The 25,984-nt window shown below is 63.4% G+C and carries 29 protein-coding genes and 1 pseudogene; 17 read left to right on the top strand and 13 right to left on the bottom strand.

Going from position 1 to position 25,984, the window contains the following annotated elements:
* Positions 1-140: 140 nt before the first annotated feature.
* Positions 141-488 carry a ComEA family DNA-binding protein gene (locus DQ397_RS05550; protein ID WP_043209739.1) on the top strand — a complete coding sequence of 116 codons (348 nt, stop codon included), beginning with the start codon at positions 141-143 and terminating at the stop codon, positions 486-488.
* 43 nt (positions 489-531) lie between these two features.
* On the opposite strand, the gene DQ397_RS05545 is transcribed toward DQ397_RS05550, so the two are convergent.
* Positions 532-699 (bottom strand): DUF2897 family protein, encoded by a 168-nt coding sequence (locus DQ397_RS05545; protein ID WP_070573170.1) that lies wholly within the window; start codon positions 697-699, stop codon positions 532-534.
* Positions 700-881: 182 nt separating this feature from the next.
* Here DQ397_RS05545 and pyrF point away from each other — a divergent pair, with 182 nt between their 5' ends.
* On the top strand, positions 882-1,583 hold the full coding sequence (pyrF, locus tag DQ397_RS05540) for an orotidine-5'-phosphate decarboxylase (RefSeq protein WP_043209742.1): 702 nt from the start codon (positions 882-884) through the stop codon (positions 1,581-1,583).
* 128 nt (positions 1,584-1,711) lie between these two features.
* On the opposite strand, the gene DQ397_RS05535 is transcribed toward pyrF, so the two are convergent.
* Positions 1,712-2,713 carry an NADP-dependent oxidoreductase gene (locus DQ397_RS05535; RefSeq protein WP_043209745.1) on the bottom strand — a complete coding sequence of 334 codons (1,002 nt, stop codon included), beginning with the start codon at positions 2,711-2,713 and terminating at the stop codon, positions 1,712-1,714.
* 197 nt (positions 2,714-2,910) lie between these two features.
* Between DQ397_RS05535 and DQ397_RS05530 the strand changes: the two genes are divergently transcribed.
* Entirely contained in the window at positions 2,911-3,672 is a 762-nt protein-coding gene (locus tag DQ397_RS05530; protein WP_043209747.1) for an SDR family oxidoreductase, read from the top strand.
* Positions 3,673-3,799: 127 nt separating this feature from the next.
* On the opposite strand, the gene DQ397_RS05525 is transcribed toward DQ397_RS05530, so the two are convergent.
* Complete coding sequence (locus tag DQ397_RS05525) at positions 3,800-4,978, bottom strand: MFS transporter (protein ID WP_043209748.1); 1,179 nt, start codon at positions 4,976-4,978, stop codon at positions 3,800-3,802.
* Between the two features lie 153 nt (positions 4,979-5,131).
* On the opposite strand from DQ397_RS05525, the gene DQ397_RS05520 reads away from it, so the two are divergent.
* The 3 genes and pseudogenes from DQ397_RS05520 (at position 5,132) to DQ397_RS24960 (ending at position 8,608) form a co-directional block, all read left to right on the top strand.
* Positions 5,132-6,529, top strand: a complete 1,398-nt coding sequence (locus DQ397_RS05520; RefSeq protein ID WP_043209749.1) for a PLP-dependent aminotransferase family protein — start codon at positions 5,132-5,134, stop codon at positions 6,527-6,529.
* A gap of 114 nt (positions 6,530-6,643) precedes the next feature.
* Positions 6,644-7,699, top strand: a pseudogene (locus DQ397_RS24965) (methyl-accepting chemotaxis protein); the annotation flags it as partial.
* Between the two features lie 36 nt (positions 7,700-7,735).
* Complete coding sequence (locus tag DQ397_RS24960) at positions 7,736-8,608, top strand: methyl-accepting chemotaxis protein (RefSeq protein WP_372240735.1); 873 nt, start codon at positions 7,736-7,738, stop codon at positions 8,606-8,608.
* A gap of 63 nt (positions 8,609-8,671) precedes the next feature.
* Here DQ397_RS24960 and DQ397_RS05510 read toward each other — a convergent pair whose 3' ends face one another.
* Entirely contained in the window at positions 8,672-9,862 is a 1,191-nt protein-coding gene (locus tag DQ397_RS05510) for a benzoate/H(+) symporter BenE family transporter (RefSeq protein WP_043209751.1), read from the bottom strand.
* A gap of 144 nt (positions 9,863-10,006) precedes the next feature.
* On the opposite strand from DQ397_RS05510, the gene DQ397_RS05505 reads away from it, so the two are divergent.
* Positions 10,007-10,609 carry a glutathione S-transferase family protein gene (locus DQ397_RS05505; RefSeq protein WP_043209752.1) on the top strand — a complete coding sequence of 201 codons (603 nt, stop codon included), beginning with the start codon at positions 10,007-10,009 and terminating at the stop codon, positions 10,607-10,609.
* 113 nt (positions 10,610-10,722) lie between these two features.
* Here DQ397_RS05505 and DQ397_RS05500 read toward each other — a convergent pair whose 3' ends face one another.
* The 5 genes from DQ397_RS05500 to DQ397_RS05480 all read right to left on the bottom strand — a co-directional run bounded on the left by DQ397_RS05500 (position 10,723) and on the right by DQ397_RS05480 (position 13,475).
* Complete coding sequence (locus DQ397_RS05500) at positions 10,723-11,094, bottom strand: glutaredoxin (protein WP_043209755.1); 372 nt, start codon at positions 11,092-11,094, stop codon at positions 10,723-10,725.
* Positions 11,095-11,156: 62 nt separating this feature from the next.
* Positions 11,157-11,702, bottom strand: coding sequence for a GTP cyclohydrolase I FolE (folE, locus tag DQ397_RS05495; RefSeq protein WP_043209757.1), 546 nt, complete (start codon positions 11,700-11,702; stop codon positions 11,157-11,159).
* Between the two features lie 71 nt (positions 11,703-11,773).
* Positions 11,774-12,334 (bottom strand): Smr/MutS family protein, encoded by a 561-nt coding sequence (locus tag DQ397_RS05490; RefSeq protein ID WP_043209758.1) that lies wholly within the window; start codon positions 12,332-12,334, stop codon positions 11,774-11,776.
* Positions 12,335-12,484: 150 nt separating this feature from the next.
* On the bottom strand, positions 12,485-12,805 hold the full coding sequence (locus tag DQ397_RS05485) for a hypothetical protein (RefSeq protein WP_043209760.1): 321 nt from the start codon (positions 12,803-12,805) through the stop codon (positions 12,485-12,487).
* 79 nt (positions 12,806-12,884) lie between these two features.
* Positions 12,885-13,475: a cysteine hydrolase family protein gene (locus DQ397_RS05480; protein ID WP_043209762.1), complete on the bottom strand. Its 591-nt coding sequence runs from the start codon at positions 13,473-13,475 to the stop codon at positions 12,885-12,887.
* A 178-nt stretch (positions 13,476-13,653) separates the two neighbouring features.
* On the opposite strand from DQ397_RS05480, the gene prmB reads away from it, so the two are divergent.
* Positions 13,654-14,562, top strand: a complete 909-nt coding sequence (gene prmB, locus DQ397_RS05475; protein WP_043209765.1) for a 50S ribosomal protein L3 N(5)-glutamine methyltransferase — start codon at positions 13,654-13,656, stop codon at positions 14,560-14,562.
* Positions 14,563-14,626: 64 nt separating this feature from the next.
* Here prmB and DQ397_RS05470 read toward each other — a convergent pair whose 3' ends face one another.
* Complete coding sequence (locus tag DQ397_RS05470; protein WP_043209769.1) at positions 14,627-15,415, bottom strand: hypothetical protein; 789 nt, start codon at positions 15,413-15,415, stop codon at positions 14,627-14,629.
* 198 nt (positions 15,416-15,613) lie between these two features.
* Positions 15,614-16,576, bottom strand: coding sequence for an alpha/beta hydrolase (locus tag DQ397_RS05465; protein ID WP_043209771.1), 963 nt, complete (start codon positions 16,574-16,576; stop codon positions 15,614-15,616).
* Positions 16,577-16,765: 189 nt separating this feature from the next.
* On the opposite strand from DQ397_RS05465, the gene aroC reads away from it, so the two are divergent.
* From aroC to DQ397_RS05450, 3 genes are all read left to right on the top strand, one after another.
* A complete protein-coding gene (aroC, locus tag DQ397_RS05460; protein WP_043209772.1) occupies positions 16,766-17,857 on the top strand; it encodes a chorismate synthase in 1,092 nt (363 codons plus the stop codon).
* Positions 17,858-17,968: 111 nt separating this feature from the next.
* Positions 17,969-19,123: an MFS transporter gene (locus DQ397_RS05455; protein WP_043209775.1), complete on the top strand. Its 1,155-nt coding sequence runs from the start codon at positions 17,969-17,971 to the stop codon at positions 19,121-19,123.
* Positions 19,123-19,659 carry an oxidase gene (locus tag DQ397_RS05450; protein WP_043209777.1) on the top strand — a complete coding sequence of 179 codons (537 nt, stop codon included), beginning with the start codon at positions 19,123-19,125 and terminating at the stop codon, positions 19,657-19,659. Before DQ397_RS05455 ends, DQ397_RS05450 begins: the two co-directional genes overlap by 1 nt.
* 101 nt (positions 19,660-19,760) lie before the next feature.
* Here the strand turns inward: DQ397_RS05450 and DQ397_RS05445 are convergent, their stop codons facing one another.
* Complete coding sequence (locus DQ397_RS05445) at positions 19,761-20,033, bottom strand: DUF3509 domain-containing protein (protein ID WP_043209779.1); 273 nt, start codon at positions 20,031-20,033, stop codon at positions 19,761-19,763.
* 270 nt (positions 20,034-20,303) lie between these two features.
* Between DQ397_RS05445 and DQ397_RS05440 the strand changes: the two genes are divergently transcribed.
* Positions 20,304-20,825 carry an ankyrin repeat domain-containing protein gene (locus tag DQ397_RS05440; protein WP_043209782.1) on the top strand — a complete coding sequence of 174 codons (522 nt, stop codon included), beginning with the start codon at positions 20,304-20,306 and terminating at the stop codon, positions 20,823-20,825.
* Positions 20,826-20,885: 60 nt separating this feature from the next.
* Positions 20,886-21,416 carry a hypothetical protein gene (locus DQ397_RS05435; RefSeq protein WP_043209784.1) on the top strand — a complete coding sequence of 177 codons (531 nt, stop codon included), beginning with the start codon at positions 20,886-20,888 and terminating at the stop codon, positions 21,414-21,416.
* A gap of 88 nt (positions 21,417-21,504) precedes the next feature.
* Here the strand turns inward: DQ397_RS05435 and DQ397_RS05430 are convergent, their stop codons facing one another.
* Positions 21,505-22,446 (bottom strand): ZIP family metal transporter, encoded by a 942-nt coding sequence (locus tag DQ397_RS05430; protein ID WP_043209787.1) that lies wholly within the window; start codon positions 22,444-22,446, stop codon positions 21,505-21,507.
* 125 nt (positions 22,447-22,571) lie between these two features.
* Here DQ397_RS05430 and DQ397_RS05425 point away from each other — a divergent pair, with 125 nt between their 5' ends.
* From DQ397_RS05425 to DQ397_RS05410, 4 genes are all read left to right on the top strand, one after another.
* Entirely contained in the window at positions 22,572-22,763 is a 192-nt protein-coding gene (locus DQ397_RS05425) for a PLDc N-terminal domain-containing protein (protein WP_043209790.1), read from the top strand.
* Positions 22,764-22,985: 222 nt separating this feature from the next.
* On the top strand, positions 22,986-25,064 hold the full coding sequence (locus DQ397_RS05420; RefSeq protein WP_043209792.1) for an LTA synthase family protein: 2,079 nt from the start codon (positions 22,986-22,988) through the stop codon (positions 25,062-25,064).
* A gap of 154 nt (positions 25,065-25,218) precedes the next feature.
* A complete protein-coding gene (locus DQ397_RS05415) occupies positions 25,219-25,455 on the top strand; it encodes a hypothetical protein (RefSeq protein ID WP_043209794.1) in 237 nt (78 codons plus the stop codon).
* 183 nt (positions 25,456-25,638) lie between these two features.
* Complete coding sequence (locus DQ397_RS05410; RefSeq protein ID WP_043209796.1) at positions 25,639-25,971, top strand: ribonuclease E inhibitor RraB; 333 nt, start codon at positions 25,639-25,641, stop codon at positions 25,969-25,971.
* The last annotated feature ends 13 nt before the right edge of the window (positions 25,972-25,984 follow it).

Raw genomic sequence — 25,984 nt, 5'->3', positions numbered from 1 at the left:
TATGTTGTTTATGGAGTTTGATCTTCTTGAAATTTTTAGATTCACTTATTCTCTTTTTGTTTTTTTTCCGCTCCGCTAGTTTTGAAAGTGCAGCCAAGGATTTGCTGCCGACGTAATAAATTCTTAAGGAGTGTCTTTATATGCGCAATACCATCCTTTCCTACCTCCTCCTCCCCCTGTTCACCGGCCTGTCCTTCTCGCTCAGCGCCGCCCCCAACCCAACCACTCCCCCAGCCACCGAGCTGGCCGCAACCAAGGTGACCACCAGCGCCACCGCTACCCAACCCGCCAAGCTCGACCTCAACACCGCCGACGCCCTAACCCTGCAAAAGGAACTCAACGGCATCGGCCGGGCCAAGGCCGAGGCGATCGTGGCCTATCGCGAGGCCAACGGGCCGTTCGCGTCGGTGGATGAACTGTTGGAAATCAAGGGCATCGGCAACGCGCTTCTGGAGCGAAACCGGGACAAGCTGGTCGTGACAGAGTAACCAGTAGGGGAGTGGCCGATCCGCCAGGGTCGGCCATCAGGCATCAACGGTCCTGCGCATCCTTGGCATCGGCCTCGGCATTTCGCTCATGGATCTTCTTCAGTTGCTCTTCGGTCAATGGCAGTTTCTTTGCCGTGTCGCGCAACAGCAGCAACCCGCCGACGATCGAGCCAAGGGCTATGATCAGTATCAACCAGGCGTACCAGGGCATGACGTTCTCCTTGTAGACCATGGATGGCAAACGCTCGCTTAGTTTCGAGCCGTTACCGTCTCCGTTGGTTCAATTATAGGAGTGACCGGGTGCTGGGCCAATTCTCGTGATCCGCGGCCCCAAAGCCTGGGCCACATCGTTTACAATGCGCGCCGATTTCGACTTGCCAAGAGACTCTGCCCATGTCCGCCTGCCAGACGCCCCTGATTGTCGCCCTGGATTTCCCTACCCGTGAGGCCGCTCTGAAGCTGGCTGACCAGCTCGATCCGGCGCTGTGCCGGGTGAAGGTCGGCAAGGAGCTGTTCACCAGCAGCGCTTCGGGGATTGTCGAGACCTTGTGCGAGAAGGGTTTCGAAGTGTTTCTCGACCTCAAGTTCCACGATATCCCCAACACCACGGCGATGGCAGTGAAGGCCGCAGCCGAGATGGGGGTGTGGATGGTCAACGTGCATTGCTCCGGTGGCCTGCGCATGATGTCGGCGTGCCGTGAGGAGCTGGCCAAGCGTAGCGGGCCGCAGCCGTTGCTGATCGGTGTGACGGTGCTGACCAGCATGGAGCGTGAGGACTTGGCAGGGATCGGCCTGGATGTGGATCCGCAGGAGCAGGTGCTGCGTCTGGCGGCGTTGGCGGAGAAGGCGGGGATGGACGGGCTGGTGTGCTCGGCGCTCGAGGCGCCTGCACTGAAGGCGGCGCATCCGTCGCTGCAACTGGTGACGCCGGGGATTCGTCCTGCTGGCAGTGCCCAGGATGACCAACGCCGGATCCTTACTCCACGCCAGGCACTGGACGCGGGTTCGGATTACCTGGTGATCGGGCGTCCGATCAGCCAGGCGGCGGACCCGGCGCAGGCGTTGGCGGCCGTTGTGGCCGAGATTCGCGGCTGATAGTCGCTCGTCTGGGGCTGCTGTGCGGCCCTGCGCGGGTGAACCCGCTCCCACAGGGTTTTCGGGGTGCTCAATAGCACCGCCGTACCTGTTGGAGCGGGCTCAGGGCCGCAGCTTTTAGGCTGGATTCAAATCTTCAACACCAATTTCCCGAAGTTTTCTCCGCTGAACAGCTTGAGCAGCGCCTCCGGAAACGTCTCCAACCCCTCCACCACATCCTCCTTGCTCTTCACCTCGCCACTTGCCAGCCACCCGGCGATCTCCTGTGCGGCTTTGCCGTACTCCTTGGCGTAATCCATCACCACGAACCCTTCCATCCGCGCGCGGTTGACCAGCAGCGACAGGTAGTTGGCCGGCCCTTTGACGGCTTCCTTGTTGTTGTACTGGCTGATGGCGCCGCAGATGACTACGCGGGCCTTGAAGTTCAGGCGGCTGAGCACGGCGTCGAGGATGTCGCCGCCGACGTTGTCGAAGTACACGTCCACACCTTTGGGGCATTCGCGTTTGAGGCCGGCCAGGACGTCTTCGGCTTTGTAGTCGATGACGCCGTCAAAGCCGAGCTCGTCCTTGAGGTACTGGCATTTCTCCTTGCCACCGGCGATGCCGACGACGCGGCAGCCTTTGAGTTTGGCGATTTGCCCGGCGATGCTGCCCACGGCACCGGCAGCGCCGGAGAGGACAACGGTTTCACCGGCCTTGGGTTGGCCGACGTCGAGCAGGGCGAAGTAGGCGGTCATGCCGGTCATGCCCAGGGCTGAGAGGTAGCGGGGCAGGGGGGCCAGGCGTGGGTCGATCTTGTACAGGCCTTGGGGCTCGCCAACGAAGTAGTCCTGCACACCGAGCGGGCCGTTGACGTGATCGCCGGGCTTGAAGTCAGGGTGCTGGGAGGCGATCACTTCGCCGACGCCCAGGGCGCGCATCACCTGGCCGAGGGCAACGGGGGCGATGTAGGACTTGCCTTCGTTCATCCAGCCGCGCATGGCGGGGTCCAGGGAGAGGTAGAGGTTTTTCACCAGCACCTGGCCTTCGGCGGGCTCGGTGACGGGGACCTGCTCGTAGGTGAAGTCGTCGCGGCGCACGGCGCCGACGGGGCGTTTGCTGAGCAGGAAGCGGCGGTTGGTCTGGGGCATGGCGGTTCCCTTTGGGAATGGGGTAGGCAGCTTGAACGTTCAAGATAGACCCCTTTGATAGCCCGAGGGCCGGTGGCGATCAAGTTTCACTGCTTGCGCAAATACACCTCGATACACCTGGATGATCGTGCTGCCCAGCGCGCGGCTGTCATGACTAGACTCAGCCTTCATAACGAATCAGCGTTCAGGAGCCCGTAATGAGCATGACGTTTTCCGGCCAGGTAGCCCTGGTCACCGGTGGTGGGGCGGGGATTGGCCGGTCGACGGCACAGGCGTTCGCTGTCGAGGGTTTGAAGGTGGTGGTGGCCGACCGGGATGTGGAGGGCGGCGAGGCGACGGTGGCGCTGATTCGCCAGGCCGGTGGTGAGGGGCTGTTCGTGGCCTGTGATGTGACCAAGGACGCCGAGGTGCGCCATTTGCACGAGTGCATCATCGAAGCCTACGGTCGCCTGGACTACGCCTTCAACAATGCGGGCATCGAGATCGAGCAGGGCCGTCTTGCAGAGGGCAGCGAGGCGCAGTTCGACGCGATCATGGGCGTGAACGTCAAAGGCGTGTGGCTATGCATGAAGTACCAACTACCGCTGATGCTTGCCGCAGGCGGCGGGGCGATCGTCAACACTGCGTCGGTCGCGGGGTTGGGGGCGGCGCCGAAGATGAGTATCTACAGCGCCTCCAAGCACGCGGTGATCGGCCTGACCAAGTCGGCGGCGATCGAGTACGCCAAGAAGGGCATTCGGGTGAATGCGGTATGCCCGGCGGTAATCGATACCGACATGTTCCGCCGGGCCTATGAGTCCGACCCGCGCAAAGCGGAGTTCGCTGCCGCGATGCACCCGGTGGGACGCATCGGCAAGGTCGAGGAGATCGCCAGTGCGGTGCTTTATCTGTGCAGCGATGGCGCGGCCTTCACCACCGGTCATAGTCTGGCTGTCGATGGTGGGGCCACGGCTATTTGAGGCCAATTGAAGCTGCGTCGGCCTTTTCGCGGGTTAACCCACTCCCTCAGGTTCTCCGGTGTTCTCATCAACATCGCTGTGCCTGTGGGGCTGGTATTTGCACGGCTGAAAAGTGCAGGCAGTCCACTCACCACCGCGAGCCCTGTGGGAGCGGGTTTACCCGCGAATGGGCCCGTGCTGACAACCATAGGGTCAAGGCAACCACTCCACACCCCGCGAGTAACACGGCGCCAAACACAACCAACGCTGTTCGTGAGCCAAGACGGTCACTGAGCAGCCCCGTGAAGATCACCGGCAGGCTGAACCCCAGGTACGCCAGCAGGAAGAAACCCGCGCTGGCCCGGGTCTTCTCAGGCCCTGCCAACTGGTTCACTGCCGCCAGTCCACCCAAGTAAATGAACCCGTAGCACGCGCTGCTGGCAGCGACCGCGCCCAGCAGCACGGCAGCCAGCCGCCCACTGTCGGCGCCCCAGGCGAGCAGGGCGTAGCTACACGGAAGAATCGCCAATCCGAGCAAGGTTGCACGTACGCTGGACATGCGACGTGCCATGGGCTGGAACAACAGGCCGCAGCTGATCACGCAGAAGGTCGAAAAACCGGACCAGGCGCTCAGCCCGTGTTGACGCAAGACCCCCGGCAACAGGGCTATCACCAGGCCTACGCAGGCCCAGGCGAGCAGGATGGCCAAGCCATAGGCCAGGCTGCCCCTGGGGTAGAAGGGCAGGCGCAGCATGGCGCCGCGCTGCGCAGGACGCGGATCGGGCAGGCGCCAGACCAACACCAGCGCGACGGCGGCGAGCAGCAGTTGTAGGTGGAAGCTGCCCGGCGTCAGGGTGGGGCCGCGCAGCAGGAAGAGGCTTGTCAGTGCAGCGCCCAGGCCAAAGCCCAGGGATGTGCTGGCGGTCACCCAGGTGGCAGCGCGCCCGCTGTCGTGGCCAGGCATCAGCTCACTCATGTAGGCGGTAGCGGTCGCTGAGGCCAGGCCCGTGCCAAGTCCAAGGAATAGCCGCGCCAGGCCCAGCGTCTGCAGGCCCGGGGCGAGCAGCATCAGTCCCGTGGTGATCATGGACAAGGCGAGGGCCGTAAGAATCAGCGGCCGTCGGCCGACTCGGTCCGCCAGGCCGCCCAACGCCAGCAGCACGGGCAACACGCCCAGCACATAACCGGAGAAGGCCACCGCTGTGGCGGCCGCGCCTTGACCGGAGAGGTCGGCGTAAGCGATGTACAGGGGCGCCTGCAGGTTTACGGCGAGGGTGATCAGGCACAGGGCGAAGGCCAGGCGGGCCGGGGCTGAGCGGGTGGGCATCTGGGCATCCTTGGGTCATTCGTAGCGGCTGCTCGCGGGTTGCCCGCGAATGAGCCAGTACGACCAACAGTGGTCTGCTCCCCTTGCATCAACAAGGCACACTCCCGGCGCATTTGTGATTAACTGTTCGGCAAAAATCAGCGAACACTTCCCATGCCTATCCTTTTGGATCGTGACTCCGCCACGCCGCTGGTCCAGCAACTGACCGAGCAGTTGCAAGCCTGGATCGAACAGCAACGCCTGCGCCCTGGCGCGCGGCTGCCGTCGATCCGCACTCAGGCGAGCAACCTGGCTGTCAGCCCGGCCTGTGTGATCGAAGCCTATGACCGCCTGGTGGCCAGCGGCTGGCTTCAGGCGCGCCACGGTACGGGCTTTTTCGTCGCCGAACGCAAGCCAGGCCTGCCGCTGGAAGAGGAGCAAGCCTGGGGCGAAGCGGTGGATGGCAGTTGGCGACAGTTTCGTGAAGGCCATGACGAACTGCTCAAGCTCGGCTGCGGCTGGCTGCCCAGCGCATGGCGGGCCAACACCGAGGTGGCCCAGGCCGTGCGCCTGGTCAGCCGTGGCAAAGTGGAGGATCTGTTCGATTATTGCCCGCCCCTGGGCCTGGCCAGCCTGCGCCAGCAACTGCACAAGCGCCTGGCGCGCATCGATATCGCCGCTGGCCCCGAACGCATCCTCACCACGCAAGGTGCCAGCCATGCCCTCGATCTGCTGGTGCGCACCCTCTTGCGCCCAGGCGACGTGGTATTGGTGGAAAGCCCGGGGTACTACAACCTGTTCAACCTGCTACGCCAGCACCAAGTGCGCATGCTGCCGGTGCCGCGTACGGCCAGTGGGCCGGACCTGGACGAGCTCCAACGCTTGCTCGTCGAACACAGCCCGCGCGTGCTGTTCACCAACAGCCTCTATCACAATCCCACCGGCACCAGCCTGACGCCGAAGGTCGCCTATCGCCTGCTGGAGCTGGCCCGCGAGCACGACTTGCGCATCGTCGAGGACGATATCTACGCAGATTTTCAGGACGGCCCGGCCACGCGCCTGGCCACGCTCGACAGCGAGCAGCGGGTAATCTACATGGCCAGTTTCTCCAAGACCCTGAGCAGTTCGCTGCGGGTGGGCTACCTGGTGGCCGATGCGGCGCTGATCGGCCGCTTGGCGGAACTGAAGATGGTCACTGGCATCGGTACGTCGCGCTTTGCCGAACAGGTAGTGGGGCAGATGCTTGCCAATGGCAGTTACCGCAAGAGCGTGCAGCGTCTGCGGGTGCGATTGGGGCAGCACATGGCCAAGCTGCTGGGGCAACTGGAGGCGTTCGGCTGGGAGGTGTTCTGCGAGCCCTATGGCGGGATGTTCGTCTGGGTACGCTCGCCCGGGCGCGACTTTGCTGCCCTGGAGCGCGTAGCCCTGGATAACGCGGTGCTGCTGACGCCGGGCAGTGCGTTCGATCATCAGGGCGCGCCGAGTGACTGGCTGCGGATCAATGTCGCGTATGGGCAGGACCAACGGGCTCAGGCGTTCTTTCGGTACGCAGGGCGACCTTCAGCACGCTGAAAGCGACACGCTCATAGCTATTTGACACCATTGTGACGGGTGGGGCTTGTGGGTGGGGTTGCGCAGTTGCCACTCTTGGCTGAAAAAGGGCTGTCGTGCAGCCTGAAAACAGCGATGGACTGGCAGGGGGAATGGGCGATGCGGGCAACCAAGCACGGTGTTCTGGCCAACCTGGGCATGGCCCGCAAGCTGGGGCTGGGCTTTGCCCTGGTGCTGTTGCTGACCCTGGCGGTGGCCGCCATCGGCGTCTTCGCCTTGCAGGGCCTGGGCCAGCGCTTCGATGGCCTGCGCCAAATGAGCCAGTTCAACACCGACCTGCTCACGTTGCGTCAGCACGAACAGGGTTTTGCTTTGCGCTCGGACATCAAGGAAGCCGAAACCTTGCGCAAGGACCTGCAAAGCCTGATCGAGCGTGCCCGCACGCTCCCGGCCTTGGCTGCCACCGAAGGCGACCTGACCGCCTATGGCCAGGCCTTCGATGTCTTCGTCGAAGCGGTGCAGGCCAAAGAACTGGCCTTGGACATGGCCAGCTGGTCGGTCTCCAGTGTCTCCAATAACCTCGATGTGCTGCAGTCAGGTCTTACCGACGATGGCACCTACACCCTCAAACAGTCCCAAGGCCAGCAGGGCAGCGAGTTCCTCGAGCAGGCCGGCCAGGTGGCGCAGGTCTCGCGTCTGATGCTGCAGGCCATGGACGAGGCGCGGGTGCGCCTGGAGCAGGGGCGCAAGGGGGAGGAGGCGGTCAACGAAGGGCGCATCGCCCAGACCGTGGAAGCGGCGAGCCTGGTCGATCAGCTCAAGGCGTCGGTGAGCGACACCGGTTATCAGAGTGTGTTGGGCGAGGTGGCAGGGCACATCGCCAGTTTCTCCGACAAGCTCAACGAATACACCGATCTGCTCGCCAAGGAGCAGGGCATCAAGGCTCAGTTGCAGGCCCAGGCCGAGCGGGTCACCCAGCGGGTCAACCAGGCCTATGCGAACCAGGAGCAGGTCATGCAGGGCGAACTTGCCCGCAGCACGGTCGCCATCGCCCTGGCCACCGCGCTGGCCTTGCTGGTTGGTGTGCTCGCCGCCTGGTTGATCACCCGCGCCGTGGTCGGGCCGCTCAAGCGTGTGATCGCCCGGGCCCAGCGCATCGCTGCGGGCGATCTGGTTGTCGAGGCCGAAACCACGCGGCGCGATGAGGTCGGCCAGCTTACCTTGGCCATGCAGCAGATGGCCGCCGGGCTTGCCGGCATTGTCAGCGGCTTGCAACAGGGCATCGAGCAACTGGCCGGCAACGCTCAGGCGCTGTCGGCCGTCACCGAGCAGACCAACCGTGAGGTGGGCAGCCAGAAGGAAGAAACCGAGCAGGTGGCCACTGCCATGCAGCAGATGACAGCCACCGTGCACGATGTGGCGCGCAACGCCGAGGAGGCTGCCCAGGCGGCCCAGAGCGCCGACGACAAGGTCGAGTCAGGCCAGCAGGTGGTGCGCCAGAGCATGCAGCGCATCGAGCAACTGGCTGCCGCGGCGGAAACCGCCAGCGCTGGCATCGACAGCTTGAGTGCCGAAATCCATACCATTGGCGACGTACTGGAAGTGATCAAGAGCGTCGCCGAGCAGACCAACTTGCTGGCGCTCAACGCGGCGATCGAGGCTGCCCGGGCCGGCGAACAGGGACGCGGTTTTGCCGTGGTGGCCGATGAGGTGCGGGCCCTGGCGCGGCGCACCCGGCAATCCACCGAAGAGATCGAGCGCCTGGTTGCCAGCCTGCGCGGCAACGCCCAGCAGTCGGTATCGCAGATTCGTGGCAGTACCGAGCTGGTGCGTCTGGCGGTGGCCGATGCGCTGCACACCGAAAGTGCGCTGGGCAGCATCGCGGCTGCGGTGTCGTTGATCCAGCAGATGAACCAGCAGATCGCCGCGGCGGCGGAGCAGCAAAGCTCGGTGGCCGAGGAGATCAGTCGCAGCGTCACGCAGATCCGCGGCAGTGCCGATCAAGCTGCCCTGGCCATGCAGGACAACGCCCGCTCGAGCGTCGAGCTGGCGCAGTTGGGCACGGATCTCAAGGGCATGGTCGGCCATTTCAGATTGTGATCGAGTGTGTCGGCCCTTCGCGGGTCAACCCGCGAACAGGCCGGCACTGACAACAAGACATCCTCAGCCTTTGCGCGGGCTCAGGATCAGCAAGGTCAACACACCCGCCACGATCCCCCAGAACGCCGAGCCGATCGAGAACAAAGTGAACCCCGAGGCCGTCACCATGAAGGTGATCAGGGCCGCCTCGCGTTCACGGGCTTCTCCCATGGCCACGCTCAGGCCATTCATGATCGAGCCGAACAGCGCCAGTGCAGCAATGGACAGCACCAGCTCCTTGGGCAGCGCCGCAAACAGGGCCGCTAGCGTGGCGCCGAACACCCCGGCGATGCCGTAGAAGATCCCGCACCACACCGCTGCGGTGTAACGCTTGCTCGGGTCTTCATGGGCATGGGGCCCGGTGCAGATTGCCGCGCTGATTGCCGCCAGGTTCACCCCGTGGGAGCCGAACGGCGCCAGCAGCAGCGAGGCGAAGCCGGTGGCCGAAATCAACGGCGAGGCCGGCACCTGATAGCCATCGGCCCGCAGCACGGCGACGCCTGGCATGTTCTGTGAAGTCATCGCCACCACGAACAGCGGGATGCCGATGCTGATGGTCGCCGCCAGCGAGAAGCTCGGGGTGGTCCACACCGGCTTGGCCACCTCCAGGTTGAAGCCGCTGAAATCCAGCAGGCCCAGGGCGCCCGACAGGGCGGTGCCCACCAGCAACGCGGCCAGTACGCAGTAGCGTGGCGACAGGCGCTTGACCAGCAGGTAGCTGAAGAACATGCCCAGCACCAGCACGGTACGGTGCTGGGCGGCGACGAAGATTTCGCTGCCGATCTTGAACAGGATACCGGCCAGCAGCGCCGAGGCCAGGGACGCAGGAATGCGCCGCACCAGGCGCTCGAAGCTGCCGGTCAAGCCGCAGATGAGCACCAGCACCGCGCAGGTGATATAGGCGCCGATGGCCTCGCCATAGCTGACTCCGCCAAGGCTGGTGATCAGCAGTGCAGCGCCTGGGGTCGACCAGGCAATGGTGATCGGCGTGCGGTAGCGCAGCGACAGGCCGATGCTGCACACCGCCATGCCGATCGACAAGGCCCAGATCCACGAGGAAATCTGCGCGCTGGTCAGCCCAGCAGCCTGGCCCGCCTGGAACATCAGCACCAATGAGCTGGTGTACCCCGTGAGCATGGCGATGAAGCCGGCGACGATCGCCGACGCAGAACTGTCTGCCAGGGGGCGCAGGCGCGCGGAGGTGGCATCGGTCATTGAAAAGTCCTTGTAAAGGTGTAAGCAGTTTTTTCAGACTACCGTGACCTGGCGCAATCGATGCGATACAGCAGCCATTGCATTTAGCCGTACAGTCGCCAACTATTGGGCGCGATTGCGCAACTGCACGAGAGGGGAGGGGTGATGTACAAGGTTTATGGGGATTACCAGTCCGGCAACTGCTACAAGGTCAAATTGATGCTGCACCTGCTGGATCGCCCTTACACGTGGCAGCCGGTGGACATACTCAAGGGCGAAACCGAAACGCCGGAGTTCCTCGCGATGAACCCCAACGGCAAGGTCCCGGTGCTGCAGCTCGAGGATGGCACCTGCCTGTGGGAGTCCAACGCGATCCTGAACTTCCTGGCCGATGGCAGTGAGTTTTTGCCCACCGAGCCACGTCTGCGCACCCAGGTGCTGCAATGGCAGTTCTTCGAGCAGTACAGCCATGAGCCGTACATTGCCGTCGCGCGGTTCATCCAGTTCTACCTGGGGCTGCCTGATGAGCGCGTGGAGGAATACCGCAAGCTGCACAAAGGCGGCTACAAAGCGCTCAAGGTCATGGAGAGGCAACTGCAGATGACGCCGTATCTGGTTGGTGACCAGTATTCGATCGCCGACGTGGCGTTGTATGCGTACACCCATGTGGCGCATCAGGGCGGCTTCGACCTGGCGGACTACCCCGGCGTGCGGGCGTGGTTGGCGCGGGTGACGAGCCATCCGCGGCATGTGCCGATGGTGGACTGATCCAGGCTTTTTGCAAGCTGCTCCGGCTCTTTCGCGGGTAAACCCGCTCTGGCAGGGTTCTTGGTACCTGTGGGAGCGGGTTTACCCGCGAAAAGGCCGGAGCAGCCTGGGTTTCAAACTGCCGCGAAGCGTTTGTCCAGGTAGGCGATGATGGCCTTGGATTCGTACATCCAGGTCACCTCGCCGGCTTCCTCGATCCGCAGGCATGGCACCTTCACCCGGCCACCGCCTTCAAGCAAAGCTTGGCGGTGTACCGGGTCGTTCTTGGCGTCGCGCAGGGCCACCGGTACGTTGAGGCGGTGCAAGGTGCGGCGGGTCTTGACGCAGAACGGGCAGGCATGGAACTGGTACAGCGCCAGGTTCTGGGCGTCTTTGGCGACCTGCGCCTGGGCTGCGGCATCACGCTTGCGCTTGGCCGGGCGGCTGATCCAGTCACCGAACACGATAAGCTGGCCGAGGCCGACCCGCAGGGCTTTGACGATCATGGACAACTCCTGAACAAAAGAAAAAGCCGACCCCTAAGGGTCGGCTCGCAGTCACACGCCGATCACTTGATCAGGCTGAGGAACTCGCTGCGGGTGGCGGCATTGGAGCGGAACTCGCCAAGCATCACCGAGGTGATCATGGTGGAGTTCTGCTTCTCGACACCGCGCATCATCATGCACATGTGCTTGGCCTCGATGACCACGGCCACGCCAGCGGCGCCGGTCACCTTCTCCACGGCTTCGGCGATCTGGCGGCTGAGGTTTTCCTGGATCTGCAGGCGGCGGGCGAACATGTCGACGATGCGCGCGACCTTGGACAGGCCCAGGACCTTGCCCTTGGGCAGGTAGGCCACGTGGGCCTTGCCAATGAAGGGCAGCATGTGGTGTTCGCACATCGAGTAGAGCTCGATGTCCCGGACCAGCACCATCTCGCTGTTGTCGGAGGTGAACAGCGCGTCGTTGGTGACTTCTTCCAGGGTTTGTTCATAACCGCGGCAAAGGTACTTCATGGCCTTCGCGGCCCGCTTGGGCGTGTCGCGCAGGCCCTCGCGGGAGACGTCCTCGCCGAGTTGGCTGAGGATCGCGGTGTAGTTCTGTTCCAGGGACATGGATCTACCTGTGGGGGATTAATCGCAAAGACGAAGGGTACGGCGGCGAGGGCGAGGCTGCAAGCCTGGCGTCACTCGTCGCGTCCTTCGAGCATGGTGCGCTTGAGCATCACATAGACCGCACCTGTGCCGCCATGGCGGGCCTGGCAGGAGGTGAAGCCGAGCACCTGCGGGTGCTGGCGCAGCCAAGTGTTGACGTGGCTCTTGATCATCGGCCGCTTGCCGTCCAGGCGCGCAGCCTTGCCGTGGGTGACGCGCACGCAGCGCACTTCGAGCTTGGTGGCCTCGGCGATGAAATCCCAAAGGGTCTCGCGGGCTTTTTCCACGGTCATGCCGTGCAGGTCCAGGCTGCCTTCGAAGGCGATCTGGCCGAGTTTGAGCTTGCGGATCTGGCTTTCCTGTACGCCGTCACGGCGCCACATCAGTTCGTCCTCGGCGCCGACGTCGATGACGAACTGGTCGGACATGCCATCGACCACGAGGGGTTGGTCGCTGTGCACGGTCGCGGCCATGCGCAGGCCGGCCAGCTTCTTGCGGTCGGCCTTGGGTTTGCCGACATCGGCGCGGTCGTGCTTGATCGGCTTCACGCCGCGCATCTGGGCGCTGAAGAGGGAAAAATCGTCGTCTTGCATGGTGCCTCCACGTAGGGGGCATATTTTACGTGAGTGGGCGGTGTTGTGTCGCCTGTTGGCCTTTTCGCGCCGAACCGATCCGCCAGGTACAGCGACACCCTTTGAAACGTGAACGCAGATGTCGGAGGAAGCGGCTAGCAGCACACGCTGCTAATCGTGCTTTTTCATCAGGTGCGGCGAGAGGTTCAACCCATGCCCGCGGCGCAGGCGAATCCGGCTGCGGCGCCAGAAGCGCACGCCCAGGTAGAGCAATAGCAAACCGACCACCACGAGGATCACCGACAGTGGGCGGTTGGCATTGAGTTCGGCCAGGGCACTGTAGTTGCCCAGAAGGCCTGCGACGCCGGCCATGGCCAGCAGCACGCCGAGGGTGGCCACCAGGGCGGACAGGCCGGCGGCCAGGCGCGCACCCCAGTTGCGCGGTTCGCGCTGGCGCAGGCGTTTGGCGTCGAAACTGCCTTTGAGCTTCATTCCGATTTCCTCTGTAGGTATCCGGAATTCGACCTAGGGTCGGCCCTGGGGTTCCGCCCGTCTGCCGGGCGGTCGTGGCTCAGATCAGGCTGGCGGTCGGGGCGACGCAGGCGAAGTTGTCGGCCATCACGGCCATTTCACACTGATGGATCTGCGCAGCCGGAATGACCGTGTCCTTGAACGCCAGGTCGCGGGTGGTGGAGGCATCGGCGACCAAGGTGCAACGATAACCATAGTCCTTGGCGCGGCGAACGGTGGTGCTGACGCTCGAATGGCTCATGAAACCGCAGACGATGAGGTCCAGATGGCCCAGCTCCTGCAGCGTTTCGTGCAGCTTGGTGTTCTTGAAGGCGTTGGGCATGCGCTTTTCGATGATGATCTCACCCTCGCGAGGCTCCAGCCCCGGGATGAACTCGCCGCGGCTACCCTGCGGGTCGAACAGGCCACCGACGGTGCCCAGGTGGCGTACATGGATGATCGGACGGCCGGCCTTGCGCGCGGCGTCGAGCAACCGGGCGATGTTGGCCACGGCCTCGTCCATGCCCGACAGCGCCAGGGGACCGCTGAGGTACTCCTTTTGCGCATCGATGACAATCAGGCTGGCTTGGCCCAGCTTGGCCGGCGGATAGTCGCGGCCGCTGAGGCGGAACATCGTGGTTGGAACGGACATCAAGGGCTCCTTGGGTAGGGCTTTTGTATACCTATTCTCCCTTGCCTCGGCGCCAATGTGAATGGTTGACATTGCAGACAGCATGGTTACTGGCCTCTGGCTACCGACCGGGCAATCGAAGGGAACATTTGTGTCGGTGGGCTGTTAGACTTTTGTCCTGTCTTAAAAGGAGTCACCCGTGATCACATCCCGCCTGCGCACCCTGCGCGACCATATCCGCTGGGCGGTCAGCCGCTTCCATGAGCACGACCTGTTCTTCGGCCACGGTGCCGACAACGCTTGGGACGAAGCCCGCCTGCTGGTGCTGGGCGCCGTGCACCTGCCGTGGGAGGTGGCCGACAGCTACCTGGACTGCCAGCTGGAAGATGACGAGCGCGTGCGCCTGCAGCACCTGCTCAAGCGCCGAATCGAAGAGCGGGTGCCCACCGCCTACCTACTGGGCGAGGCGTGGTTCTGCGGCATGTCGTTCGTGGTCGATGAGCGTGTGTTGGTGCCGCGCTCGCCCATCGGCGAACTGATCGAAAAACGCTTCGAGCCCTGGCTGGCCGCGCCGCCTGCGCGCATCCTTGACTTGTGCACCGGCTCCGGCTGCATCGGCATCGTCGCCGCCGACGTGTTCCCCGAGGCCGAGGTGGTGCTGGCCGACCTGTCCTTCGATGCCTTGGAAGTCGCCAACCACAACATCGAGCGCCATGGCCTGGAAGAGCGTGTATACACCGTGCAGGGTGATGGCTTCGCCGGCCTGCCCGGGCAGCGCTTCGATCTGATTCTGTCCAACCCGCCGTATGTCGACGCCGAAGATTTCGCCGACATGCCGGCCGAGTATCACCACGAGCCCGAGCTGGGCCTGGCCTGTGGCAACGATGGCCTGGACCTGGTGCGGCGCATGCTCGCCGAGGCGGCTGACCACCTGAATGAAAAAGGGCTGCTGATCGTCGAGGTGGGTAACAGCCAGGTGCATGTCCAGGCGCTGTATCCAGAGGTGGACTTCGCTTGGCTGGAGTTCGAGCGGGGTGGGCATGGCGTGTTCATGCTGACTGCCGAACAGTGCCGTCAGCACCAGGAGCTGTTCCGCTCCCGCGTCTGATCAAGACAGAGGGCTGCGCTGCAGCCCTTTTCGCGGGTAAACCCGCGAAAAGGGCGCCACGTCTCTAGCGCGTGGCGATCCAGATCAGCAGCCCCGCCTGGAACACGGCAAACGCCACCAGGCACGTGATAGTAAAGCGCAGGCCGCTGTCTTCGCGGCGGTACTTGGCGACCCGTTCATCCCGCTCGCGCAACTGCGCCTGCTTCTCCAGCAGCTGTTGCTCGGCCTGTTGCAGCATTCCGGCAGCCTCGAGGATGTCGACGCGCTGGACCTTTTCATTGTTCCAGCCGCCCTTGAGCTGGCCTACCGTGGTATCCACGGTGCGCCCCTTGAGCAGTTGTCCGCCTTCGTATTCCACCTCAAGCCCTGCACTGCGCAGTACATGGTCGCGGCGCAGGCGGTTGTCTTCGTTCAGGGCATCCTTGCTGGGCAGGGCTACGCCTTCGACTTGGTAGTTCGACCAACGCTGTTGCAGCCACTGCACCGCCTGTCCCAGGAGGAACCGCCCCAGGCCGCGGTTCGCCGGCTCGAGCTGCAAGCCACCGTCACCGCCGATACGCACCTGGCGCTGTTCGTGATCGACACGGATGTCCAGCTGGTTCTGCTCCTTGCGCACTTTCTGACCTGGCAGGCGGATTTCCAGCCGCAGCAGGCTGTGCGTCTTGCTATGCCGCTCGGCATGGCCGAACTCGACGAAACGCAGCGGACGGGCGCCGCTGTTGCGGTCGGTGGGCAGGGCTGCCAGGCGCAGCAGTTGGAAGTGTTCAGGGGCCAGGTCTTCCCATGGCAGCGGAGCGCTTGCTGGGGCTTGTGGCTCTTCGTCCGCCTCAACGGCGGCGGGGGCGTCGGTCATCGGAAGTGTCCTCGAATGCACGGCGGGCAGGACGGTGGAAAGGGGCTGATGCGTTGCCCAATCGCGAGGCAAGGCCACTCCTACATTCAATCAGTGGGAGCGGGTTTGTCCGCGATGGAGCGCAAACGGCCTCAAAAACACCGATCACTGCCTCGATCAACCGGTTATCGGCAGCAACGGAGACTTCCTGAGGACAATCTAGGCCGGCGGCAGCTGGCGAATGAACGCCACGATCCGCTCACCCAGTTCACGGGCCAGCGGCAGCCCCGGGTTGCGGTAGCTGTCGCGCTGCTGGCTCATGTCCCGAGGGGTGATACGCAGCATGTGGTTCATGCCATCGATCAGGGCCAACTGCGCGTCGGGCTTGGCGGCCTTGAGGCGTTCGGCGTCGGCGATGTCCACCTGCACGTCGTTGCGGCCCTGGATGATCAGGGCGGGCATCTGCAGACGAGCGAACGCTGCTGCCGGGTCCTGGCGCAGCAACGAGATCAGGTAAGGCTGCACGCTCGGGCGAAACACATCGCGCAGCGGCGCCGGCACATCCAGAGAGGTCTGTCCGGCCTGCAGGCGGTCGATCAGCGCATTGCCGCGCGCCAGTTCTGCCGGCGACAGGCGCTGGGCCAATTGTTCGCGCAGCACCTCTGCCACGGGGCGACCGCTGCCGGCCACGGTGATCACCGCGCTGGCGCCGGCCTGTTCAGCGGCCAGCGTCGCAATCAGCGCGCCTTCGCTGTGGCCAAGCAGGATCAGCGGACCGAAGCGTGGGTCAGCCCTGAGTTTGCGGCCCCAGGCCACGGTGTCGGCCACGTAGCGCTCGACGCTCAGGTCCCGCTCATCGGGCGTGGCCGGTTGGCTTGCGGCAACGCCGCGCTTGTCGAAACGCACGCTGGCGATGTGCTCGCCGGCCAGCAGCAGGGCCAGACGCTTGAGGTTGTCCAGGCGACCACTGGCGGGGTTGTTACCGTCGCGGTCGGTGGGGCCGGAGCCGGCAATGATCAGCACTACCGGCGGCGGGGTGGCTTGTTGCGGCAGCAGCAGGCTGCCATGGAGCACGCCCTGGCCGGTGTCCAGGTCGATGGGGCGTTGCAGTACGGTCGGGGCGGCGGCCTGGGCGAGGCCTGAGCACAGCAGCAGAAGCAGGGCGGCGAGGCGCAACATCATAGGGCTACTACTTGGTGGGATGTCGGTTGGACCGGGTGGCTGACCGAAGGTTCTCTCATGCCCCTTCGCCGATGAACCCACTCCCCTAGGTTTGAGCGTGATCGAAGGGGCTGAACCGACCACCCGAATAAAGGGAATTTCCGTATACTGCCCGCCTCCCTCACATTCAGGCAGATTCGCGGAGCGTCCATGTCCGGCAATACCTACGGCAAGCTGTTCACTGTCACCACCGCAGGCGAAAGCCACGGCCCGGCGTTGGTCGCCATTGTCGATGGATGCCCTCCGGGTCTGGAAATCTCCCTGGCCGATCTGCAGCACGACCTGGATCGCCGCAAGCCGGGCACCAGCCGGCACACTACCCAGCGCCAGGAACCGGATGAGGTCGAAATTCTCTCGGGTGTGTTCGAAGGTCGTACCACCGGCTGTTCCATCGGTCTGCTGATCCGCAACACCGACCAAAAATCCAAGGACTATTCGGCGATCAAGGACCTGTTCCGCCCAGCCCACGCCGACTACACCTACCACCATAAATACGGCATCCGCGACTACCGCGGCGGCGGCCGCAGTTCGGCCCGCGAGACCGCCATGCGCGTGGCTGCCGGCGCCATCGCCAAGAAGTACCTGGCCACCCAAGGCATCCGCGTGCGTGGCTACATGAGCCAGCTGGGCCCGATCGAAATCCCGTTCAAGACCTGGGAGTCGGTCGAGCACAACGCCTTCTTCAGCCCTGATCCTGACAAAGTGCCGGAGCTGGAGGCTTACATGGACCAGTTGCGCCGTGACCAGGACTCGGTCGGCGCGAAGATCACCGTGGTCGCCGAAGGCGTGATGCCTGGCCTGGGCGAGCCGATCTTCGACCGCCTGGACGCGGAGCTTGCCCATGCTTTGATGAGCATCAACGCCGTCAAGGGCGTGGAGATCGGCGCCGGTTTCGCCAGTGTCGCCCAGCGTGGCACCGAGCACCGCGATGAGCTGACGCCTGAGGGCTTCCTGAGCAACAACGCAGGCGGCATCCTGGGCGGGATCTCTTCCGGCCAGCCGATCGTCGCCCACCTGGCGCTCAAACCGACGTCGAGCATTACCACCCCGGGCCGCTCCATCGATGTCGACGGCAACCCGGTCGAGGTCATCACCAAGGGCCGTCACGACCCGTGCGTGGGCATCCGTGCCACGCCGATCGCCGAGGCGATGATGGCTATCGTGCTGATGGATCACCTGCTGCGCCACCGTGCGCAGAACGCCGATGTGAAGGTCAATACCCCGGTGCTGGGCCAGCGCTGATTCGTCCGCACGGGTCACTTCGCGGGTAAACCCGCTCCTAGAGGACTACCGCAGGTCCTGTGGGAGCGGTCCCCGTGAAGGAGCCGGCACAGGCAACCAAAGGCCCCACCCATGCCCCCGATTCCCTACTGGCGCCTGTCCAGCTTCTACCTCTTTTACTTCGCCTTGCTCGGCTCCACCGCGCCGTTCCTGGCGTTGTACTTCGACCATTTGGGCTTTTCGCCGGCACGCATCGGCGAACTGGTGGCCATTCCCATGCTGATGCGCTGCATCGCACCTAACCTGTGGGGCTGGCTGGGGGATCGCAGCGGCCAACGGTTGCTGATCGTGCGCCTGGGCGCTTTGTCGACTCTGGCCACCTTCTCGCTGATCTTCATCGACAAAAGCTACGCCTGGCTGGCACTGGTGATGGCGCTCCATGCGTTCTTCTGGCATGCGGTGCTTCCGCAGTTCGAGGTGATCACCCTGGCGCACCTGCACGGGCAAACCTCGCGCTACAGCCAGGTGCGCCTGTGGGGCTCGATCGGTTTCATCCTCACCGTGGTCGGCCTGGGACGGCTGTTCGAGTGGCTAAGCCTGGATATCTACCCGGTGGCGTTGGTGACCATCATGGCCGGGATTTTCATCGCGAGCCTCTGGGTGCCCAATGCCCAGCCGGTGGAGCATGCCGAGCGCAAGGGGGCAGGGGGCTTCCTGCGGCAACTGGCGGCGCCGGGTGTAATGGCGTTCTATGTGTGCGTGGCGCTGATGCAGCTCAGCCACGGCCCTTACTACACCTTCCTCACCCTGCACTTGGAACATCTGGGCTACACCCGTGGCGCCATTGGTTTGCTGTGGGCGCTGGGGGTGGTGGCCGAAGTGCTGGTATTCATGGCCATGAGTCGAATCTTCGCCCGGGTTTCAGTGCGCCATGTGCTATTGGCGAGCTTCCTGCTGGCGGCGCTGCGTTGGCTGTTGCTGGGGAATCTGGCGGATATTCCAGCGGTGCTGGTGTTTGCCCAGCTGCTGCATGCGGCGACCTTCGGCTGTTTCCATGCCGCAGCCATTGCCTTCGTCCAAGGTAGCTTCGGCGCGCGTCAGCAAGGGCAGGGGCAGGCGTTGTATGCGGCCTTGTCTGGCACCGGCGGTGCCCTGGGCGCACTCTATTCGGGTTACAGCTGGAAACTGCTGGGCCCGTCCTTCACCTTTGGTATGGCCAGCGTCGCGGCGCTCGCGGCAGCCGTTATCATTGCCCTTTGTTCGAAACAGACCAGGACCAGCCCCTGATGAGCATTCTCAGCGTTTTCCATCTCTACACCCCCGAGTTGCCGAACAAGGTGCTGACCCACCACGACGATATCGCCGCCACCCTCGCCGAGCAGGGTGTGCGCCTGGAGCGCCGTACCGATGAGCTGCGCATCCGCCCGGGCACAGCCCATGAGCAAGTGTTGGCCGAATGCCATGGGCTGTTGGATCAACTGATGACCACACATGGCAGCGTCGCGTTCGGCCTGCTCAACCGCGATGGCCTTGACCCGAGCCAGGCTGACCTTCGCGATGAGCATGTGCACGAAGCGGTTGAAGTGTTTGTCGTGATTGGCGGACGCGGACAGGTCAGCTTGCGCCTGGGCGACTACGTGTATGCGGTGTTGTGCGAGAAGGGCGACGTGTTGGTGATTCCCGCCGGCGTACGCCGTTGGGTGGACTTGGGGGACAACCCGTTCTGCCTGGCGTTGCGCCTGTTTGGCAGCGAATCGGGGATGCAGCCGCAGTTCACCGGCGATTCGATGGCCCGGCAGTTTGCCGGCATGGATGAGCTTTGAGGTACGTTTTTCACGGATAAGCCGCCCCCACAGCCACTCCACCGCCTTTGGAACGATGGAACACCTGTGGGAGCGGGTTTACCCGCGAAAGTCGCGCCGCATCAGCGATAGGTCGGCAGGGCAAAACGCTGCTGGCTCTGCAACATCGAGATCACTGGAAGCTCACTGGCCTGTTCGGCCAAGTCGCGGCGGATGGCGCTGATCGCCCAGGACAACTGCTCGGCGCTGTGCAACTGTGCGTAGGTCAATGCACGGCGAGTCACCTTGCCATCGGCTGCCCGCAGGGTCAGCTGGATACCGCCGTCGGGGCGAGGCTGGGTTTCGACTTGATAGGCGCAGAATACCGAGGCGAACTTTTCCTGGATGAGGTCCATATCTCAACTCCTGACTGTTGTATGGGCAGACGTGAGTTGAGTGTTGCAGTGACCGTGCCATCCTCGTTGATTTGAAAAATACCTTTAAAATCAATGAGTTGTGAATAAATGAAATTTGGGCAACCGTGCATTTCGCATGGTCGTGCATTTTGCACAGTGCAATTTGCAAGGGTCATAAGGTTTGTCTTTCGAGCCGATAGAATCTGAACCTTTGACCACCTGGCAGTGCCTGACGAAGACTTGGGCTCTTTTCTTGCCAGGAGGTTCCAGATGTCCGACCAACAGCCCACCGCCATGACTGACGAAGAGGCGGCCGCATTTGCCGAAGAAGTCTTCGAGCGTGCCCGACGCGGCGATGCGCCGATGCTCGAGCGCCTGCTGCAGAGCGGTCTGCCCGCCAACCTGCGCAATCACAAGGGCGACACCTTGCTGATGCTGGCCAGCTACCATGGCCACATCGACGCGGTGCGTGTGCTGCTGGCCCATGGCGCCGACCCGCTGATCGCCAACGACAACGGTCAACTGCCCATCGCGGGGGCCGCATTCAAGGGTGACCTGGCCATGATCCGCTTGCTGATCGAACATGGCGTGCCAGTGGATGCCGCCGCCGAGGACGGTCGTACCGCCCTGATGCTCGCGGCGATGTTCAACCGCAGCGAGATACTCGAGTTCTTGTTGGCTCAAGGTGCCGATCCTGCACGCCAGGATGCCCGTGGCGCCACTGCCTTGGTCGCCGCCCAGACCATGGGCGCACCGGACACTGCCGCGCGCCTGCAGACGCTGGCCGGCTAACCCTCAGGGGGCATTTGCGGCTATCCTTGGCGACTTTTTCGCCAGCGCAGGGGCCCCCCCATGAAAAACCAGTTGTCCGAACTCATCAGCCTCATCGGCGCCGGCTGCATGCGCGAGCAAGACATCGAGCGCATCGCCGACGAAGCAGCCCAGGCCTACGCCGATCCCGCCGCCTTCCTGGCCGCCAACCCAGACATCAACTACGACGACAGCTTCCCCATCCCACTGGGTGAATGGGTGGTGGTCGGCAGCCTGCCGGACACCGTGCTGTTCCAGGCCGATAGCTACCAAGAGCTGTTCGAGCGCATCACCGACTCATTCGACAAGAGTGTGCCGTTCAACCTCAAGCCCAAGCAGCTGGCGCGCACCGAGCCGCTGACCGCGCTCAATCGCATCCAGGTCCAGATGGGGGCCCTGAACAAGGAGGCCGGCGGTTATGTGCTGGTCAACTTCAGCCAGTTGCTCGATGACGAGTTGCAGATGGTGATGGTGGGGCAGAACGACCTGGCCCGAGTACTGGAGTTGGGCGCTGAGGTGGGGATCAAGGTCGAGCCGGCGTTGGAAGCATTGAAGGTCGCTGTTCACGTTTGACGGGCTGCTCGTTCGCGGGTGGCCCCGCTTCCGCAGGCATCGATGCGGACCTGCTGGGAGCGGGTTTACCCCTGATGAGGCGGTAGCGTCAGCCCAACGCGGTATCGAGGAACATCATCACCGCGAATCCGCCCATCAGGCCCAGGGTTGCCGACGTTTGGTGCCCATTGCGGTGGGTTTCGGGAATCACTTCATGGGACACCACGAAGATCATCGCACCCGCCGCCAAGCCCATGCTCACCGGATAGGCCAGTGCGAAGCCGGTAGAGATACCCAGGCCAATCACCGCACCCAGCGGCTCCATCAGGCCGGAGCCGACCGCCACCAGCGCCGCCTTGAGGTTCGACAGGCCTGTCGCGCGCAGAGCCAGGGCCACGGCCAGGCCTTCGGGGATGTCCTGGATGGCAATTGCGCTGGTCAGCGGCAGGCCGATGTTCATGTCGCCGTTGGCGAAGCTCACGCCGATGGCCATGCCTTCGGGCAGGTTATGCAGGGTGATCGCCAGCACGAACAACCACACCCGGTTGATTCGCTCCGCCTCTGGGCCGCAAGGGCCAGTGCTTTCATGTTCGTGCGGGGTGAAGCGATCAAGGCCAAGCATCAACAGCACACCCAATCCCATACCCAGCACCACGGTGAAGGCCGCTGCCGGGCCATTGCCGGTGATTTCCCGGGCAGCGTCCAGGCCTGGCAGGATCAACGAGAAGGAACTGGCCGCGAGCATCATCCCGGCGGCAAAGCCGAGCATCACGTCCTGGCTGCGCGTGCTGACATCGCGCAGCACCACTGCCAGCACCGCGCCCAGGGCTGTGGCGCCGAACCCTGACAGCCCACCCAGCAGCGCCAAGTGCAGGTTGTCGGCATGGTCGCCATGGATCGCATTCCACAGGCTGGCCGCGAGCAGGCCGAGCACGACCAACAGGCTCAGGCCCAGGCCGGCGCTGAGCCATGGGGTGGTCGCGGCTTGTTGCCGCCAGGCGTTGAACAGCGAGGCGGGAGCAGGACTTTCAGGAGCGTGGGCAGGGGGCATGCGGACCTCGTGACAATGTATGAACGCAGTCTAGCCATTGACCTATTCCAGCGGCCAAGCATTCCATTCTATCGACGCAATAGCCGGCTATGCTTGGCACCAAATCTTTTGCCAGGAGCAGTCGCATGGGGTCCACCTTCAACAGCCTTGTCGGGCTCATCATTCTCGCCCTGGACATCTGGGCGATTCTTCACGTGCTCAAGAGCGGCGCCGAGGTGGGCATCAAGGTGCTCTGGATCTTGTTGATCGTATTGCTGCCGGTGATCGGGCTGATCATCTGGGCCATCGCCGGGCCCAGGGGCAGCCTGAAATTCTGAAGGCAGCGGTACCAATCCGGCCCATTGGCAGGTTTATCCGCCAATGGGCCCGCTAGACACCGCAAACGCCGGCTCGTGACGAAATTTTCACACTGGATTATTGAAAATCCGCGCCGCACAATGCTGCGTTGGCCCAATAGCCGTGCTTTGATGGCCGGGCCCTTCAGGTAGCAGGGCGATTTCGCCTTTCCGCAAACCCGCAATCCTAGGATCCCCTCATTCATGGCTAACACGGATGCCTTGAAGCAACGGGCCGTGCCGGCTCCGTTCGCGCCGACCCTCAAATCGCACCTGGCCTATACGCTGCTCAGCGGCCTGGTGATCATGCTGATGCTGAGCCTGGTTCGCCTGGCGTTGCTGATCTACAACAGCGACATGATCGGCGACACCCCATCTTCCACCGTCGCCGAAGGATTCCTCAACGGCCTGCGCTTCGACCTGCGGGTGGTGGTGTACCTGAGCATTCCGCTGTTGCTGGCGTTGCTCAGCCCTTGGGCGATGGCCCGTCGCGGGTTCTTCCGCCTTTGGCTGACCTTGACGTCCAGCGTGGTGATGTTCCTTGGCCTGATGGAAATGGACTTCTACCGCGAGTTCCACCAGCGCCTGAACGGCCTGGTGTTCCAGTACATCAAGGAAGACCCCAAGACCGTCCTGAGCATGCTGTGGTACGGCTTCCCAGTCGTGCGCTACCTGCTGGCCTGGCTGTTCGGGACCTGGCTGCTGAGCCTGCTGTTCAAGGGTATCGACCGCCTGACCCGCAATGGCGGAGCCTCCCAGAGCCTGGCTCCACGTCGGATCGCCCCTTGGTACCACCGCCTGGCAGTGTTCATGGTGGTACTGCTGGTAGCCGTCGTGGCTGCCCGTGGCACCCTGCGCCAGGGCCCGCCGATGCGTTGGGGGGATGCCTTCACCACCGACTCGAACTTCGTCAACCAGCTTGGCCTGAACGGCACCTTGACCCTGATCGACGCGGCCAAGAGCCGTTTCGGTGAAGACCGTGCCAATATCTGGAAGCCCACCGTCGAGCAGGACGTGGCCACGCAAACCGTGCGTGATCTGTTGCTGACCCCTCACGACACCTTGGTCGATGCCGACGAAGCGGCTGTGCGCCGTGACTTCCAGCCGCCCGCTGACCGCACCCTGCCGGTCAAGAACGTCGTAGTGATCCTCATGGAAAGCTTCGCCGGTCATTCGGTGGGCGCCCTCGGCAGCCCGAATAACATCACGCCGTACTTCGACAAGCTCGCCAAGGAAGGCCTGCTGTTCGACCGTTTCTTCTCAAACGGCACCCACACCCACCAGGGCATGTTCGCCACTATGGCGTGCTTCCCGAACCTGCCTGGTTTCGAATACCTGATGCAGACCCCGGAAGGGGGGCACAAGCTGTCTGGCCTGCCAGCGCTACTGAGCGCTCGTGACTACGACGATGTCTACGTCTACAACGGGGATTTCGCCTGGGACAACCAGTCCGGTTTCTTCGGCAACCAGGGTATGACCACTTTCATTGGCCGTAACGATTTCGTCGATCCGGTGTTCTCCGACCCGACGTGGGGCGTGTCCGACCAGGACATGTTCGACCGGGGCAACGAGGAATTGGCCAAGCACGATGGCAAAAAGCCGATCTACGCGCTGCTGCAGACGCTCTCCAACCACACCCCGTATGCGCTGCCCAAGGACCTGCCCGTCGAGAAGGTCACAGGCCAGGGCCGCCTGGACGAACACCTCACGGCCATGCGCTATTCCGACTGGGCACTTGGCCAGTTCTTCGAGAAGGCGCGCAAGGAGCCGTACTTCAAGGACACCCTGTTCGTCATCGTCGGCGACCATGGCTTCGGCAACCAGCAGCAGGTCACCGAGCTGGACCTGGGCCGCTTCAACGTACCGTTGCTGTTGATCGCCCCGGGGATCCAGGAGAAGTTCGGTGCGGTCAACCACACCGTGGGTACCCAGGTCGACATCGTGCCGACCATCATGGGCCGCCTGGGTGGCCAGACCCGCCACCAGTGCTGGGGCCGTGACCTGCTGAACCTGCCTGAGGGCGACCCGGGCGTGGGCATCATCAAGCCGTCGGGCAGCGAGCAGATCGTTGGCTTGGTCAAGGGTGACCGCATCCTCATCGAGTCCAAGGACATGACCCCGCGCCTGTATCGCTACCAGCTGGGTCGCGAGTTCAAGGCCGAGCTGATCGAGAGCCCCGACCAGCCTGAGCTGCTGAAGAACCTCGAGTCCTACATCCAGACGGCGACCAAGAGCCTGATGGACAACACCGCCGGTGTCGTCCATGGCGTGCCCAAGGACTGACGCCCTCGCGCGCTCCCTCCCACAGGTGATGGCCAAGCCTTCACCTGTGGGGCGGGCTTTCCCACCACTGCGGTGAACTGAACAAACGCCCTCGTCGACGGTCAAGGATACTGGCAGCACACACCCGGTATTCTTTGATTGAGAGGACAATTCAATGAAAGAGTGGGAAGTCACCTTCGTCGACCAGAATGGCGTACAGAGTTCACTGCTCTACAACGGCGATCAACGCCCAAGCGATGAGCAAGCCGCCCGCCTGATCCGCTCGCATTTGTTCCCGGTCATCGATGAACTTGACCTCAATGACTTCCAGGACCGCAGTCCATTCCCCACCGTGCGCTGGCTCAAGGAGCAGAGCGGCGTCTCCATCACACGCATCGAAGAAAGGCCCTGAACGCGCTGCGCTGGCGTTGTGAGCCAGCAGGCACTACGCTCAGACGAGGCCCGGATCTTTCTGCGGATCCGCGTCGGCTCCATTCGCGTCTCTCATTAGCTCGATCTGCCAGGCACTCGATTGTGCAAAGCAGGTGCGTTGTGCACGGAAAGTCTATCCATTGCGTTTGTAGGAGGACGTTTCATGAGCAGCCAGAACGACGATATCAGCAGCAATGTCCTTCGCCAGATGAAAGCTGGCGGTTTCGACTTCACCCGAATCCATCCCATCGAGTTCTATGCGGTGTTCCCTGACGAGGCTGGTGCCCGGCGTGCGGCCGGACAGTTCCGCGGTGAATCCCTCAATGCCCAGGTACGTGAGCTGGACGACGGCGCTTGGCACCTGGAGCTGAGCAAAATCATGTACGCCACCTACCGAGGGATCGGGGCCTTCGAGGAGGCCTTCGAGCAGGTCGTCTCGCCCTTTGGGGGCGAGGTCGAGGGATGGGGCGTGAAGCAGGAGCGGCCAGTCGCCTGAATACCCTGGGCCT

Source organism: Pseudomonas sp. CK-NBRI-02 (genome assembly GCF_008124495.1).
Lineage (GTDB): Bacteria > Pseudomonadota > Gammaproteobacteria > Pseudomonadales > Pseudomonadaceae > Aquipseudomonas > Aquipseudomonas guariconensis.
This window is presented reverse-complemented; position numbering and strand designations above follow the sequence as displayed.